This is a genomic window from Caballeronia udeis, from assembly GCF_001544555.2.
Lineage (GTDB): Bacteria > Pseudomonadota > Gammaproteobacteria > Burkholderiales > Burkholderiaceae > Caballeronia > Caballeronia udeis.
In genome coordinates, this window is record NZ_FCOK02000039.1 from 39014 (window position 1) to 53246 (window position 14233).

General features: G+C 59.7%; 17 protein-coding genes and 2 pseudogenes. 7 read left to right on the plus strand and 12 right to left on the minus strand.

The annotated features are described in order from the left end of the window. Window positions 1-10 precede the first annotated feature (10 nt). The 9 genes and pseudogenes from AWB69_RS25070 to AWB69_RS25105 form a co-directional block, all read right to left on the minus strand. Window positions 11-910, minus strand: a complete 900-nt coding sequence (locus tag AWB69_RS25070; RefSeq protein WP_062089521.1) for a carbohydrate ABC transporter permease — start codon at window positions 908-910, stop codon at window positions 11-13. Beyond that, window positions 907-1845 carry a carbohydrate ABC transporter permease gene (locus tag AWB69_RS25075; RefSeq protein ID WP_063977896.1) on the minus strand — a complete coding sequence of 313 codons (939 nt, stop codon included), beginning with the start codon at window positions 1843-1845 and terminating at the stop codon, window positions 907-909. The genes AWB69_RS25070 and AWB69_RS25075 overlap by 4 nt, the downstream gene beginning before the upstream one ends. Beyond that, on the minus strand, window positions 1842-3305 hold the full coding sequence (locus AWB69_RS25080) for an N-acyl-D-amino-acid deacylase family protein (protein WP_062089523.1): 1464 nt from the start codon (window positions 3303-3305) through the stop codon (window positions 1842-1844). Before AWB69_RS25080 ends, AWB69_RS25075 begins: the two co-directional genes overlap by 4 nt. Window positions 3306-3726: 421 nt before the next feature. Continuing rightward, window positions 3727-4659, minus strand: a complete 933-nt coding sequence (locus AWB69_RS25085) for an SIS domain-containing protein (protein ID WP_062089524.1) — start codon at window positions 4657-4659, stop codon at window positions 3727-3729. A 191-nt stretch (window positions 4660-4850) separates the two neighbouring features. Continuing rightward, window positions 4851-4973: pseudogene (locus tag AWB69_RS47955) on the minus strand (IS3-like element ISBvi4 family transposase); the annotation flags it as partial. A gap of 369 nt (window positions 4974-5342) precedes the next feature. Further along, window positions 5343-5738: pseudogene (locus AWB69_RS25090) on the minus strand (hypothetical protein); the annotation flags it as partial. Next, window positions 5669-5986 carry a zinc-binding dehydrogenase gene (locus AWB69_RS50840; protein WP_156528967.1) on the minus strand — a complete coding sequence of 106 codons (318 nt, stop codon included), beginning with the start codon at window positions 5984-5986 and terminating at the stop codon, window positions 5669-5671. The gene AWB69_RS50840 and the pseudogene AWB69_RS25090, both read right to left, overlap by 70 nt. A gap of 75 nt (window positions 5987-6061) precedes the next feature. Continuing rightward, window positions 6062-6442, minus strand: a complete 381-nt coding sequence (locus tag AWB69_RS25100) for a type II toxin-antitoxin system VapC family toxin (protein ID WP_062089527.1) — start codon at window positions 6440-6442, stop codon at window positions 6062-6064. Beyond that, window positions 6442-6645, minus strand: coding sequence for a type II toxin-antitoxin system VapB family antitoxin (locus tag AWB69_RS25105; protein ID WP_062089528.1), 204 nt, complete (start codon window positions 6643-6645; stop codon window positions 6442-6444). Before AWB69_RS25105 ends, AWB69_RS25100 begins: the two co-directional genes overlap by 1 nt. Window positions 6646-6707: 62 nt before the next feature. On the opposite strand from AWB69_RS25105, the gene AWB69_RS46020 reads away from it, so the two are divergent. Both AWB69_RS46020 and AWB69_RS47965 read left to right on the plus strand, forming a co-directional pair. Further along, a complete protein-coding gene (locus AWB69_RS46020; protein ID WP_075643984.1) occupies window positions 6708-7415 on the plus strand; it encodes a PDDEXK nuclease domain-containing protein in 708 nt (235 codons plus the stop codon). Window positions 7416-7455: 40 nt separating this feature from the next. Next, entirely contained in the window at window positions 7456-7617 is a 162-nt protein-coding gene (locus AWB69_RS47965) for a hypothetical protein (RefSeq protein WP_156528962.1), read from the plus strand. Here AWB69_RS47965 and AWB69_RS25115 read toward each other — a convergent pair. Beyond that, a complete protein-coding gene (locus tag AWB69_RS25115) occupies window positions 7607-7810 on the minus strand; it encodes a hypothetical protein (protein WP_062089530.1) in 204 nt (67 codons plus the stop codon). The two genes, AWB69_RS47965 and AWB69_RS25115, sit on opposite strands and share 11 nt — an antisense overlap. Before the next feature lie 367 nt (window positions 7811-8177). Here AWB69_RS25115 and AWB69_RS25120 point away from each other — a divergent pair, with 367 nt between their 5' ends. The 5 genes from AWB69_RS25120 to AWB69_RS25140 all read left to right on the plus strand — a co-directional run bounded on the left by AWB69_RS25120 (window position 8178) and on the right by AWB69_RS25140 (window position 12620). Continuing rightward, entirely contained in the window at window positions 8178-9767 is a 1590-nt protein-coding gene (locus AWB69_RS25120) for an AMP-binding protein (protein WP_062089560.1), read from the plus strand. Between the two features lie 239 nt (window positions 9768-10006). Then, window positions 10007-10558 (plus strand): glycine zipper family protein, encoded by a 552-nt coding sequence (locus AWB69_RS25125; RefSeq protein WP_082913575.1) that lies wholly within the window; start codon window positions 10007-10009, stop codon window positions 10556-10558. A 338-nt stretch (window positions 10559-10896) separates the two neighbouring features. Further along, a complete protein-coding gene (locus AWB69_RS25130) occupies window positions 10897-11226 on the plus strand; it encodes an HdeA/HdeB family chaperone (RefSeq protein ID WP_062089532.1) in 330 nt (109 codons plus the stop codon). 63 nt (window positions 11227-11289) lie between these two features. After that, window positions 11290-11493 carry a hypothetical protein gene (locus AWB69_RS25135; protein WP_062089533.1) on the plus strand — a complete coding sequence of 68 codons (204 nt, stop codon included), beginning with the start codon at window positions 11290-11292 and terminating at the stop codon, window positions 11491-11493. A 365-nt stretch (window positions 11494-11858) separates the two neighbouring features. Continuing rightward, the gene (locus tag AWB69_RS25140; protein WP_062089534.1) at window positions 11859-12620 is read left to right on the plus strand and encodes a bestrophin-like domain; all 762 of its coding nucleotides are present in this window, start codon (window positions 11859-11861) and stop codon (window positions 12618-12620) included. Between the two features lie 263 nt (window positions 12621-12883). On the opposite strand, the gene AWB69_RS25145 is transcribed toward AWB69_RS25140, so the two are convergent. Together AWB69_RS25145 and AWB69_RS25150 are read right to left on the minus strand one after the other, a co-directional pair. Then, complete coding sequence (locus tag AWB69_RS25145) at window positions 12884-13276, minus strand: tellurite resistance TerB family protein (protein WP_062089535.1); 393 nt, start codon at window positions 13274-13276, stop codon at window positions 12884-12886. Between the two features lie 224 nt (window positions 13277-13500). Further along, window positions 13501-14007, minus strand: coding sequence for a universal stress protein (locus AWB69_RS25150; protein ID WP_062089536.1), 507 nt, complete (start codon window positions 14005-14007; stop codon window positions 13501-13503). Window positions 14008-14233 lie beyond the last annotated feature (226 nt).

A 14233-nucleotide genomic window follows, 5' to 3' on the forward strand; every position in this document is an offset into this window, starting at 1 on the left:
TTGGTCATGATCAGTCCTTCACGGCACCACTGGTGAGGCCCTGAACAATCAGGCGCTGGAACAGGAACGCCAGCGCCAGGGGCGGGATGATCGCAAGCACGCCGCCCGTTGCCATCAGCGTGCGTTGGGTCGTCACGTCGGTGGCAAATCCTGCGACAACCACGGGCAAGGTCTTCGAGGCGGTCGTGCTGGTCAGGATCACGGCAAACAGGTAGTCGTTCCAGGCGGTCATGAAAGCGAACATCGCCGCGGAGACAAGTCCGGGCATTGCAACGGGCAGCAGCACCTTGACGAGCATCTGCAGCCAGCTGCAACCGTCCATGAACGCCGCCTCCTCAAGTGAGCGCGGGATAGTCTGGAAGTAGTTCTTCAGCAGCCAGATCGTGAACGGGAGCGTGAAGGTCACGTAGGTTGTGATCAGCGCGGACAGATGGTCCAGCATGCCGAGGTTCTTGAGCGTCAGATACAGCGGCACGATGAGCGCAATGCCCGGGACCATGCGCGAGCCGAGATAGACACCGAGAAGCGCGTTTTGCCCGCGAAAGCGCAGGCGCGCGAGGCTATAGCCAGCCAGCGTGCCGAGCACGAGGTTGACCACAGCAGTGCCCAGCGCGGCGAGCAGCGAGTTCACCATGCCCGGAAGCATTTCCTCCGCGGCGCGGCCACCCACCAGTGCGCTCGCTCCCGAAGGATGGAAAAACGTCCGATAGTGCTCGAGCGTCGGATGGTGGGGAATCCACTGCGTGGGTACCGTAAGGGCGTCGCGTTCGTGCATGAAGCTTGTCAGCAGCAGCCAGCAGAACGGCGCCAGGATGTAGACCGCGACGGCAATGCCGGCGAGCGCCAGGAATGCGGTGCGGCGCGAGCGGTGACCGGCGGGCGTGAAAAAACGGATGGGCAAGGTACTCATGCTTCGATGTCTCCGCGTCCGTAGAGCACCCGGAAATAGGCCAGCGCGAGCGCGAGCGTAATCAGGCTGACCAGCCACGCGTATGCGTTGCCATGGCCAAAATCGAGGTTGCTGAACGTGGTCAGGTAGGTCTGCCAGGTGAGAGTGGTGGTGGCCGTGCCGGGGCCTCCCGCAGTGAGCACGTAGATCACGTCGAATGCGCGAAGCGCCGACATCGTCTGCAGGATCAGCACGACAAGCAGCGACTGCGAAAGCCAGGGCAGGGTGATGTATCGAAAGAGCTGGGACTTGCTCGCGCCATCCATGCGGGCCGCCTCGTAAAGTTCTGCGGGAATGCGTTGCAGCGCGGAGAGCAGCAGGATGACGGCAAGTGGCAACAGGCTCCAGACTTCGGAGAATACGAGCGCGAGCAGGGCGGACGTGGGCGATGACAGCCAGCCCCGGTACTGGTCGAGCAAGCCAAGGCTCACAAGCAGGCCGTTGAGCGCGCCTACCTTGGCGTCGTAGATCCATTGCCACATCAGGCCGTTCACCACGGGCGGAATGGCCCACGGCAGCAGGACCAGCGTGCGCACCAGCGCCCGCCCGGGAAACTCGCGGTTGAGCAGCAGGGCAATCAGAATGCCGAGCACCACCACCAGCATGACGACGAGCACCGTGTACTCGACGGTGATCCACAGCGAAGTCCAGAACTCGGGTGACTGGAGTATGTCCACATAGTTCGATATCCCGACGAATTTGAACGCATGGGGTCTCTGCAGGTTGTAACGGTGCAGGCTGATCCAGGCAGAGTAGGCAATAGGGAATGCGGACAGCACGCAGATCGCTAGCAGCGCCGGCGTATTGAGCAGCCAGGCAAAGGCCCGGCGATCGTAACCGACACAGTTGCTGCGCTGGCTGGGTTCTGCGGCTGGTATCGACAATGAAGGTCTCATGAGCGGCTCCCCAGGCGCAGGAACTTGCCGGCGCGCTCGCCGGTGGCGCCTCGCGCTTCGTAAGTCATCGTGCCGCCCACCATCACGTTTTCTATACCGTCGGCGAGCAGTGTCGGCTGCGCGTAGGTGGCGCGGTCGATCACGAGATCCGGATCGAACACGACCAGATCCGCGTGCTTGCCCACGGCGATCTCGCCACGGTCGAGCAGATTGAAGCGGCGCGCGGACAGGCCGGTCATGCGGTGCACGGCCTCTTCCAGCGGAAACAGGGCGAGTTCGCGTGCGTAATGCCCTAGCACGCGCGGAAAGGTGCCCCACAGGCGTGGGTGCGGATGACGGTCGTGCGGCAGGCCGTCGGAGCCGATCATCGTCGCCTCGTACTGCAGGACGCGGCGCACGTCGTCCTCGCGCATCTGGAAGTAGCTCGCGCCGCCCGGCTGCAGGCGCTCGCAAGCCTCCCTCTGGCTGCAGTTCCACTCGCGCGCGATGTCGGCGAGCAAGCGCCCGCTCATCGCGGGATAGGGCTCGGACCACGTCACCATGACCTCGATGACCTCGTCCACCAGGTCGGGGCGCAGCACGGTCGAGCCGGCGATATAAGGGTAGGCGTCCAGGCCGATCGGCTGGCCATGCCGAGCGGCGTTTATGTGGGCCAGCGTCTCGACCGAGCGGCCCCAGTTGAGCGGTCCCGCGCACTTGTGATGCGAAATCACAAGCGGTAGCCCGGCATTACGCGCGGCAGTGAATGCTTCGTCGAGCGAAGCGATCACGTCCTTGGCTTCATCGCGTATGTGGGCGGTATAGACGCCCCCTGCTTCGGCCGCGATGCGCGCGAGCAGCGTCACCTCGGCCGTGTCCGAGGCCGCGTTGGTGTCATAAAAGAGCCCGCTGCTGAAGCCGGTCGCGCCCGCGGCCATCGCTTCGCGCATGAGATCGGCCATCTTTGCCTGCTCCGCGGACGTCGCGGCGCGGTAAGGGTCGTCCATTGTCGCGACACGCAAGGTCGAATGTCCGACGAGCGCCGCCACGTTGACGGCCGGCCTCGCGGCATCGACGGCTTGGGCGTACGCCCGCATCGTCGGATAGACATGCTTGCCCGAACCGCCCAGGAGAGTCAGCGGCGCCGGCACGTCCGGATGCACGAGCGGTGCGAGGCTGATGCCGCAATTGCCCACCACGACCGTGGTCACGCCCTGGCTCACCTTGGGCAGCATGGCTGGCGATGACAGCACACTTTGGTCGTCATGCGTGTGCACGTCGATGAATCCCGGGGCGACTATTCTCCCGGCTGCATCGATCGATGTCGCCCCACGCAACCCGAGATCCGCGCCGATTTCGCTGATGCGCCCGTTTTCCACGCGAACGTCGGCGAGAAACCGCGACGATCCGGTGCCGTCGACCACTTGTCCGCCCTGCAGCAGCCAATGCGCAGGCTTTTGCGCGTGCCGGGTGTCGGTCATGGCCGTGACTCCTCGAAGACTGACATCGATTGATCTGATATGTAATTAAATTTCACTACCAAAGCTAAGCTTTTGCCTGGAGTTCGTCAAAAAATAAACACGTCTCTTGCGACATTCTTCCGTTTCATTCGCGGTACAGGTTACAGATACGCTACAAAACAAGGGATAAAGTGAAAAGTCTCTGCTCTTATTCTTAATGAAACACCTTTTTTAATGTACGGATACGGGGCGGCGTAATTGCGTTGACAACTTTTTCGTGTAACAAAATTTCATGTCTAAGCGTAAAACGTCGATTGTTCGATGTCAAAAGGAAAAAATAAATTTTGACGGGCGAGGGGCGAGGGGCGAGGGGCGAGGGGCGAGGGGCGAGGGGCGGGGACGGCGGGTCACACGCCGTGCCTTGGTTCACATGTCTTATTTCTTACAGCGGGTCGGGTCCCGCTTCGGACCATGCTCGCTGCAGCGCCGGATGGACCTCGGTGTCGACGCCGCGCTCTCTCAGTACCGACCGGACTCGCTTGAGGCGCTCGAGTGCGGAGGGCCCAAGCCGCAGACCTACGCCGACCATCAGGACCTCGAGGAGAACCTGACCCGCGATGTAAGCCTCCGTGCCCACGCGTGCGGCGGCGTCCTCGGGCACGACCATCCCGATTGGAATAGTGCATTGCCTGGCAAGTGGCGTATCGGGCTGTGTAATGCCGATCACCGTCGCACCCTGTTCGCGCGCGAGTGCTACCGCCTCCAGCAAGGTGGGCATGCGACCGACATGCGAGATGGCGAGCACGACGTCGCGGGGAGAGAGCGAGGCGGCCGATATGACCTGCATGTGCGGATCGAAATATGCGTTGGACATCAGGCCAAGCCGGGCGAAGCGCGACTGGGCGTCGCTCGCGAGGAAGGTCGACACGTTGCCCACGCTATAGCACTCGATCCGCTCGGCCGCGGCCAGCTTCTCGATGGCCAGGCTGATCGTATCGGCGTCGAGCTGGCTTTCAAGGCTGGTCAGCACGGCGGCGGCGGCGTACAAGATCTTGTGGATCAGACTGGGCACGCCGTCCTGGGCGTTTACGGCCCGATGAAGGTACGGCGTGCCCACTGCCAGGCTTTGTGCAAGCTGCAGCTTGAAGTCGCTCAAGCCCTCGAATCCAACGGCACGGCAGAATCGAATGACGGTGGGCGCGCTGACTCCCGCGCGCTGCGCGATCTCCGCGACACTGGCTCGCACCGACCACTCCGGCTCTGCGAGTATCGCCTTCCCGACCTGGAGCTGGGCGTCCGGCAAGGACTCGGAAATTGCCCGGATTCTCGCGAGGGTGTCCGTGGTGGAGTGCGGTACGACTTGCAGGATATCCATGCTTCCCTTGGCTGATTTTGTGCGTTTAGGCCACCGTAACACGGTCGAAGGCAGTTCAGACGGGGCGCTCGGTGTGGGTTAATGAAAGTCCGCGAGCGGTGCTGTCCCTGCGACGACGGCTGCTGATACGCCCATCGGTCGACATTTTGAATGCGGCGGAGGATAGCTGCCACTCCGTGATCTTTTTTGGGGGCTCGCTCGCGGGTCGCGAACTTTTGATGATAGACCAGTTCATTTTTCAATGAGCCCCGGAATGACTTCATCGGAGCGTTGTCAAAGCAATTTCCCCGTCTGCTCATTGATGCCTGCATGCCAACGGCTCAATTGGAAGGGAAAGGCAGTATGACTCTGCATGAGGAGGAGGCTGACCCGCCGTGGGAAAACTGAACGCGGATACAGAGGCGACAGCCTTGAGCGCCTGTCGGCGGTCCCATGCCAGCTTGAAATCGGACGGGTGATGCACTTCAATCTGCGTCGTAGGCGGGCTGACTTGAAGCATTCTGTGCGCTCAACAGCGGCCGCTCGGCGGGTATTGGTCACAGACCAGCTTGTACAGACCTCGAATCTTGCTACCAGTTGAGCCTCAGTCCTGCCTCGGTTGCACGATGCAGATCATCGTTGTCCGCATGCAGGTACTGGCTGGTGGTCGAGATCGATTCATGCCCCAGGTTGTCCCGCACGTAGCGCAGGCCCATCAGATGCAGGAGCGAGATCAGCCAGCGCACCCGCGCGTAGTGCTCCTGCGCCCGTGTGGTGTCACGCGGCATCGCGCCGATCGAGCTTTTGACGGCCTGCCATAGATCGTCCTCGAGGAAGCGCGTCACGCGGGGCTTGGCCTTGCGCGCGGGTTGGCGTGACAGCGACAGCGGATTGCCAGCCAGGTAGCCTGCGTTGACCAGCCAGGAGAAGAGCGTGTTCAGAATCACAACCGCCTGCCGTTCGCTCGCGGGGGAGAGCGGTCCCGCGAACGGCCGCCACGACGGGTCGGCGCGGGCCACTTTGCGACCAGTCATGACCCAGCACGCGAACCTGTCGACGAAAGGTGTCGAGCGGGTTGATGGCTCCGGTGGTTCCCCCAAGGTAGCCAAGACATTGATCTGGCCGCCGCGGCGAATGGCGCGAAGCTTTCTGGGCCGCCGACTTCCAAGACGTGGTCGACACCGGCGCCATCGGTCAATTTCAGGACTTCGCCGGCCCAGTCCTCATGGCGCCGATAGTTGACGCCGGCATATGCACCGAGCGTTTTCGCCCGTTCGAGCTTTTCATCGCGCCCGAAAGGCTGGCAGCGGTCGTTGCCTACGACATATCCATTAAGGCGATTTGCGATGGATTTAAACGAAGCAGCGGATCAAGGGTTTCGGGTGCAGTCTTCGCTTGACCGATCCCGATGAGCGACGAATATTCAATGCGCGTCGCGCGGGTAGGCAACGCCGAGTTGGCGCGCGAGCGTGGCGAGCCGGTTGTCCAGCGTCCAGATCTGGGCACCGGGGGTCATCAAGGTCGAGGCCAGCAGCGTCAGGTCGACGCCGCCGCATCCTTGGCCATACGGCCGCTCGGTTTCGATGAACCGCATGACCTCGTTCCATGTCGCTTGCTGTACGTGCCGCAGCAGCCCGATGTCGTGGAGGGACCGTGCCCGTGGTGCGGGTGGGGTTCCGCAGGCGAGTTCAAGGAGCACGAGCGGATGGGTAAGCGCCTGATCGGTGCTGATCAGATGAGCGAGCGTTTCGTTGCCTCGGCGGAAATGATCAACCCACACCGAGGTATCGATTAGGACGTTCACTATGCGTCGGTCTCCGGGCGACGTCGTGGAATTTCGCGCATTTCGGGGATGGTACCGCCAAGCATGGCGAGGCGCTTGGCTGCCTGGATGCGGACGAAGGTCTGCATCGCGAGCCGGAAAAGGTCGGCCTTATCCGTCCCGGGATCGGCGAGTTCCAGTGCCTCTTGATAGAGCGTGTCATCGATCGTAACGGTGGTTCTCATGGCGGACGGCTCCTCGTTTGATGCATTCAAGCATCAATTTTAGCATCAAACCAGACAGCTAATTGCCCAGTCCGGCGGTTTGGTTATGGGGGCGGCCGGGCGGCGCCAAGATTTTAAGCCGTAGTGGCGACGGCTACAGACGCTGGCTCGCTGAACTTAAACAGAGGGTCGAGCGAACCCGACTTCGCGCAGTCACCAGCGCGAACCGCGAACTCATGGCGCTGTACTGGCAGATTGGCCGGGAAATCTTGGATCGTCCGCAGCGACAGGGGTGGGGCGCCGGAGTAGTTGACCGGCTTGCCCGGGACCAGAAAGCAGCGTTTCCCGACATGCGCGGTTTTTCCCTGCGGGACCTGAAATATATGCGCTCGCTGGCGCAGGTCTGGCCAGACGCGGAATTTGTGCAGCAGCCTGCTGCACAATTGCCCTGGTTCCATCTCTGTATCTTGCTGATCGAGACAGCGGCCTATGCGAGCCGGCAGCGCCGTGGCGAATTTCAGGGAAACTTTACCCCCGCAGCAGTCCGATCTCGCTCGGGATGCGCTGAAGGACCCGTACATTTTCGACTTTCTCGGCCTACTGAAGGTGCACAGGAGCGTGATATCGAGCGGGCGCTCACCCGTCATATCACCCGGTTCCTTCTTGAGTTGGGAGCGGGATTCGCGTTTGTCGCCCGGCCGCGCCGCGGCGGCCGGGTCGCATACGACGCGACGTCAAACCGCGTCCATCGAAAAGGGGCCGTCTCAGAATCCGCAAATTCGTACGCTTAGCGTCCGGTTAGATCCGTGTATCGCCAAGGGAATAAGAAAAATGGCTAGATTCGACGTACCAGCCGCCGAAGCGAAGATCGCGGAGGGGCTGAAGACGGTGCACGAGCAAAGGGAGGTGGTCGTCGATGCATGCATGCGCGCGGAACAGATGATTGCCGATGGCAACCTAGCCGAAGGTGGTGGCCGTGCCGTCACGGTCTAGGGGTCTTGTCGCCAAGCTCAAGGGACTCGTGACGCAGCGTGTCTTGCGACCGGCTGATGTCGTTTCGTTTCATAAACAAGTCAAAACGCTCTTCCTTTCCCGGAAGCGGTGAGGTGAATGCTCTGAAAACAACGAAGCCGACGAACAACAGAATACAAATAGCCGATGAAATCTCGAAAAGTGCGTGACTCATGGAACCTCCCAACGCTAGCTTATTCGGCAATTCGGACTTGCCGTTCTAATAAGGATAACTACTTTGTGCTCCGAAGTTTGGTTACAACCTCAAACTTGACAATGCCATTTTCCCTCTCATGTGTTCATGTGCGTCGATGAAACGATGAAGCGGATAGTAGTGCCGAAATCTTAGACGGGAATTAGCGGCTCCGGATATCGGGATCTCACGACCGCACTGGTCAGCTAGTCTTTTGCTCATTCTGCGCTCATTTTTCGCGCTCATCATGCGTGGAAAGCAAGGGTGGGGTGGGGTCGCGAGAACGCGCAGGCTCACGGCCGACATGCGCAGCGACGGCCGCCACATGACTCACGAAAGAGGATCGATCATGACAAGTTACAGCGAAACAACAGAGCCGCTCTATATCGATGCATTACTCGACCAGCTGGGCATACGGTCTGATAGACCTGTACTGCGCTATCTTCGTACCGACGTTACCGGCGGCGCGCTGCGTCGCTCGATCTTTCGTTACGCACGTGCGCTTGAGGCACTCGGTATTGGCCGGGGTTCTCTCGTCGCATTGCTCGCACTCAATTGTCCCGATGCGCTCGCTATCCGTTACTCGGCGAATCTTCTCGGTGCCGCGACGCTGTTCATGCCTGCGCTCGCGAAGCGCGATCAACACAGGACGCTGCTTGCCAGAATCCAGCCCACGCTCCTGATCGTGTTCGGAGAAACCGTGCACCTCGTCCCGGAAAGCGTGACCGCGCGCGTCGTGCCAGTGGGTTTCGGCGCTGATACTTTACGGCTAGATCGGCTTGCTGCGGAGCGTTCGGATCGGCCCTTGCGCAGCCGTGCCATGCCCGATGACCTCGCCGTGATCGTATCGTCCGGTGGCACGACGGGCGTGCCGAAATGCAGCCGGAGATCGTTCGCGGCGTATTCGGCGATGGTCAGAGCAGAGAAGGCAGAAGATAAGCGGCAGCTCGTCAATGGCGCGCTCGCCTACATTTCACAAGTACTTGTGGACTCGACCTTGATCGGTGGAGGCACGGTCGTGCTCGACCGCCAATACGACCCTGCCGCGACGCTCTCGGTGATCGAGTCGGAACGCATCACCGACCTGCTGCTCGTCGAGCCACAACTTTTCGAAACGATGGACCATCCGGACGCACGCTGGCGCAATCTGTCGTCGTTGCGTTCGATTGCGCACATTGGCGGCTCGACGCCCGCGGTTCTGCGACAACGCGCAATCAGGCGTTTCGGTCCGGTGCTCAAGCATATGTACGGCGCGAGCGAGGCGGGTCTGGTGAGCGTGCTTGCTCCGCCGAGGTACGAGGCAACCGTCAACATGGCATTCAGCGCAGGGCGGATTGTGGATGGCGTCGAGGTACGCATTCGACGCTTAGACGAACGGTTCGCGGCCGTAGGGGAGATCGGCAACATCGAGGTGAGGTCGTGTTGTGTGGCGCAGGGCTACTACAGGCAGCCGGAAGCGGAGTCACGCAAGTTTCGCAACGGCTGGTGCTGCATGGGCGACACCGGTTTCATCGACGAGGACGGCCACCTGCATGTGCTTGGGCGTGCGTCCGATGTGGCTGTGATCGATGGTGTTTATATCAGCCCGACCAGGATTGAGGAGATCCTCTGCTGGCTGCCTGACGTGCGGTATGCCGCGGCGTATGCACCCGGAAACGGTTCAGCGGGATATACATGGAACGCGTTGGTTGAGCCATGGCCGGGAAGACACGTACAGGTTGCGCGGTGCGCAAGCATTCTCGAAGCTGTGTTCGGCATTTCCATTTCGAACCGGGTACGCATTCTCGCGGTAGATCGCGTGCCACATACCGAACAGGGCAAAGTGGACCGTATGGCGATCGAAGCCCTTCTTCAGGATGAGCCGCGCAATAGAACGAGCCGTATCGAATTCGATACGCAATCGCGTCGACAGAGAAGCGTGGTCGGCGCTTCTCTGTGATTTGCGTCGTAGTGCGCGACGAGCGATAGCCCCGATGGGCTTGCTGGGTGTCGCGGTAAGGAATCAGGAGCGACGAGATCAATATGCCTAGTATTCCTTATTTTTATCATGAAAAGAATCGACCAGCGATTGACTCGGTGTGTTCCGGCAGCACAGGTTCCTCACTCACCGCGAAGTAATTCAGCGCTAATTCTGCGACGTCACTATGACATCTGTGTACTCACTGGATATCTAACATCATGAAACGTTTACAACTCGTGTGCGTGGCAACACCTTTATGCTTGATCGCCCTCTCCCTGACCGGGTGCGCCGTCATTCCTCCCACCGGCCCGACCGTGGTCGCGTTGCCGCCCGGAGGAGAGCCGCTGAGCAAATTCCAGCAGGAAGATTACGCGTGCAGGGATTATGCGTTCCGCTCTGACAATGCCTCGCAACCATCGGCGGCGGCGGCCAACGACGGTCTACGCACCGGGGCGATCGGCACCGTAGGCGGTGCGGCAGCAGGCGCGCTTTTTGGCGCGGCAGCAGGCGATGCCGGTATCGGCGCGGCGATCGGCGCCGGCGCTGGTTTGCTGCTTGGCAGCGCCGTGGGCGCCAACGGCGCTCAGGCCACTTCGGCCAGTCTGCAAGCCCGCTACGACGCCGCTTATTCGCAATGCATGGCGTCAAAGGGAAATCAAATCACACACCCGGCCGTCTATTCGACCGCGCCAATGTACGCGCCGCAGCCTGTCTTGGCGCCTGCGCCGGCGGTCGTCTATGGCTATCCGCAAACTTTCGGCTATTGGTAATACTGACGATCCACGCGGTCCGATCGTCTCGTATCGCTGTGCGTCGGTGAGCCGGCAGTCGAAATACAGGTGTGAAGTCTGCCTTACGCGGTCGATGGCGGCGGGGTAATTTTCCCCTAACTCACTGCCTATACGATGTATCCAGTCAACGCGCACCGGCACCTTGCGGTGAACAACACCTGGCAAGTTCCATTGCGTAGTACGCGTGCCCGATTCGAGAGGGTGCGCACCATCAGCCCCGAGCATTCATCCTCGAAGCCGGGGGTATTGATTTATCAACAAGCGGGGCTCTACCGCCGCGAAGGTGGAAAGATCCGCAACACCATCTGGAGAATGTTATGAAACACCTTGCAATTGCGACCGCCGTGTTGGCCGGTCTATGTGTATCCCCCCTCGCTCTCGCGCAGGCCGCAAAGCCAGTTACGCCCGCAAAGATGAGCTGCTCAGATTTCCTCGCCGTGGACGACGCTTACAAGCCGGCGCTCGTCTATTGGGTCTCAGGTGTCGACAAGCTGGGCGTAACCGAGACCGTGACGACGGTCGTCGATGTCGCAACTCCGGTAGCCATGATAGTTGGCGAGTGCAAGCAGGCGCCGCAGGCACCGTTCGCGAGTAAAGTCCGCGACCTGTACAAGAGCGGTCGAATCGCGCTGTTCAGCCACAGCTGAGCGTCCCCGCGCTAATTTTTCCGCTTATATTTTATTGATCCATTTCCGTTAGGATGTTAGACCATGAAGATCAGCTATCCTCATCAAGTAGAATTAATTAATGCATCAAAGTTCGGCATCGAGCATGTTGAAATGACGATCGAAAAATTGAAGGCGGAATGTCCCGATGCGTTCCATACGGACAGCACGCTGGTAAAGCGTAGATTCCATCACAGGCCGGCATCAGACACGCCTTGTCGCGGCTTCGTCGCCGATCGGGATTCGTAAGTGTGTCGGGATAGCTAGTTGCCCGCAGCTAGCTATCCGACCGCATGGGAGCTTACTATCCCGGCGTTCGAACGTCGTATTTCTGGAATGCGGTGGTTTATCTCGGCCAGCGAGGTAACGTGCTTACGAACAAGCACCGTACTTACGGTTTGCGCTGCGTGCATGCGGCTTGACCTTGACATTCCCATCAGCGCGCCTGATACGGTCGCCTGGAATACCGGATTAGCTGCCCATCAGGACCCGCCAGGTCGGAAGCCCGATAAACGCTAGCCTCCTGCGCAGCCAGTCTTACATCCGCAGCATGACTGCCACGGCAGCTCGACCTCAATCACCTGGCCCGCCCGATCGAAGGAAACCGTTTCCACATGGATCACTATGTCTTTTCTGCCATTGTGCTTGCGCTCATTCTTTTGAGTGCAGCGCTTGGGTCGCATGTGCGCGCAAGCCTGGCAGATCACCATTTCTCTGAAGACTCACTTGCCGCGATGCGTATTGCCGTTGGTCTGGTGGCGACGCTGTCGGCGTTGGTGCTTAGCCTGCTGATTTCGGCCGGAAATTCATCGCTCGACCTGGTCAACACCGCGCTCCAGCATAATAGTGTCGCAATGATCCAGCTGGATCGAAATTTGTCCCAGCTTGGCCCATCGGCCGAAGGTCTGCGAGTCGACATCAAGAACGAGTATGCCAGATGGATCTCCTTCCTGTTTTCCAACGAAAGGGGAATGACCGCAGAGGCAGAATCGCGAGAAATCCTCGCGAGTACCTATGACATCCAGGGACGCATTTTCGCTCTGCAGACCCTCGGCCCTTCGCAGGAAAAACTCCGTGACCATGCGATGGAACTTTGGAACAACATATTTGCAGGTCGATGGCTTGCACTCGAACACAGGAGGGGCTCGATTCCAACCCCTCTCATTGCGATCCTGGTTGGATGGCTGGTTGTCATATTCGGAATATTCGGCTTCAGTGCACCCAGAAACTGGAGCATGTGCGTTGTATTTCTTCTTTGCGCCTTATCGGCCACGACTGCCGTGTTTGTTGTCCTTGATCTCGACACGCCATTTCAGGGAATGGTCAATGTGTCGAAGACGCCGATGATGGACGCACTCAAGTTCATCGGACGATAACTTGAACTTAAAACACGTCACCGACCGACAGCCGAGTTGCTGAAGCGGGCGGTGATCGCTCAGGCTAGCGAGCGGTTGCGACTCAGCGCCCGCAACCCGATTGTCTTGAACTTCCCCGGCAGGCGCCCCTTCGATCACTGCATACGGCGCATGGCCTGCATTGCAATTTCAAATGACATCTTTCCGCTTACAAAGAGACCTGCCCGCCGCATGTGGCCGCGTAGGGGGCCAACAGCTGTCGGGCGAGCAGGATGCATCTGAAGTCATTGCGCCGGAAGTTGCCACGCGTCGCGCAGCAGTCTCAGGAAGTCAGCTTCCCGATCGCAGTAGCTATGGTCCGCCATGACGGCTTCGTTGCATAGATCAATGATGTCGCGACGGAGTTGCCGGTCGTGCACATCAGCCGCCAGGCAAGCAAGTGTCGCGGGATCAACCTGACACACGTCGCTCCAGCTCAGGTACCCGCAGCGCGTCAGGTCTTCATACAGCGTTTGCACGATGGAGAGCAAACGGCTTCGATTTAACGACAGCCGCCTTTCCATACCGCAACGATCGAGTGCTTCAAGTTCCGTAAGGCCAAGATGTCCGTCGGAAAGCAGACAGGCCGCCAGGATGCGGCCCGCTGCCTCGGGACTGTTGCAATGATAGTGACGCATTCTCTACTCCTTGTTGTCTCGGCAAGAATGGCCCAGTGAAACGGACTCTAAAATGATTCCGGTGAGTCACCGTGGTCGTTCAATTAATCACATTCATCTGTTAACCGAGGATAACTAATCTATAGGTGTGTCCTGCCGAGGATTGGGATCATCATTAAATAAATCCTGGTGACCGCCGTGTCGCCAGTCAGCGGCGAATGTCGCGATCGATACCGGCACCCGGATTATTGGGCATCAGCGGCCGGCGCTCCGGTCCAGCGTGTAGCGCCGCGACGCGTCGAGCCGCCGATGACTTTGCCGGAGACGGTCTGAGTCGGCGTGTTCGTATGGCGCCGTACCTCCGAGGCAACATCTTCGCTCATCCAGCGCCACCAACCCGATTTCCGCTCGCCGAGAAGAATCAGATCGGCACCCGACGAGTCGGCGGCAGAGGCGATCGCCTGGCCCACCGATTGACCCGATATCGGCAGCGTGACCATGCGGGTTTCGTTGAGACCTGAATGACCGTCGAGCACATCAGCCATTCGCGTAACGATTTCGCGTCCATGTGCTTCCAGCGCCTGGACGATGAGTCCGAAGTCGTAGTCGAGTGGCCCCATCCAGCAGGGCATGGGGTCGACCACGTGCAGCGCAAAAATGCGCGCATCGTACTTTTTGGAAATTTCGATGGCCGATTCCAATACCGTATCGACCGAGCTTGCACTAACCGCAACTAGAATCCTTGTGAACATTCTGGGTGCCTCTTTGTAGTGGGACAGTGGAACGCAGCGGCCTGTGCCGTTCGTGATCCATAGCCTTATCATCACGCTGCAGAATGAGAGAAAAATTAGCGCGTCATATCTTGCAAACAGGGGGCGTTGACAGCTTTTTGCGAACGATGTCTCGGAAACGTCGGATCGACGTGTGCTCACTTTGCGCTAACAAACGATTGTTACGCTGACGTGCATCGAGTCAAGA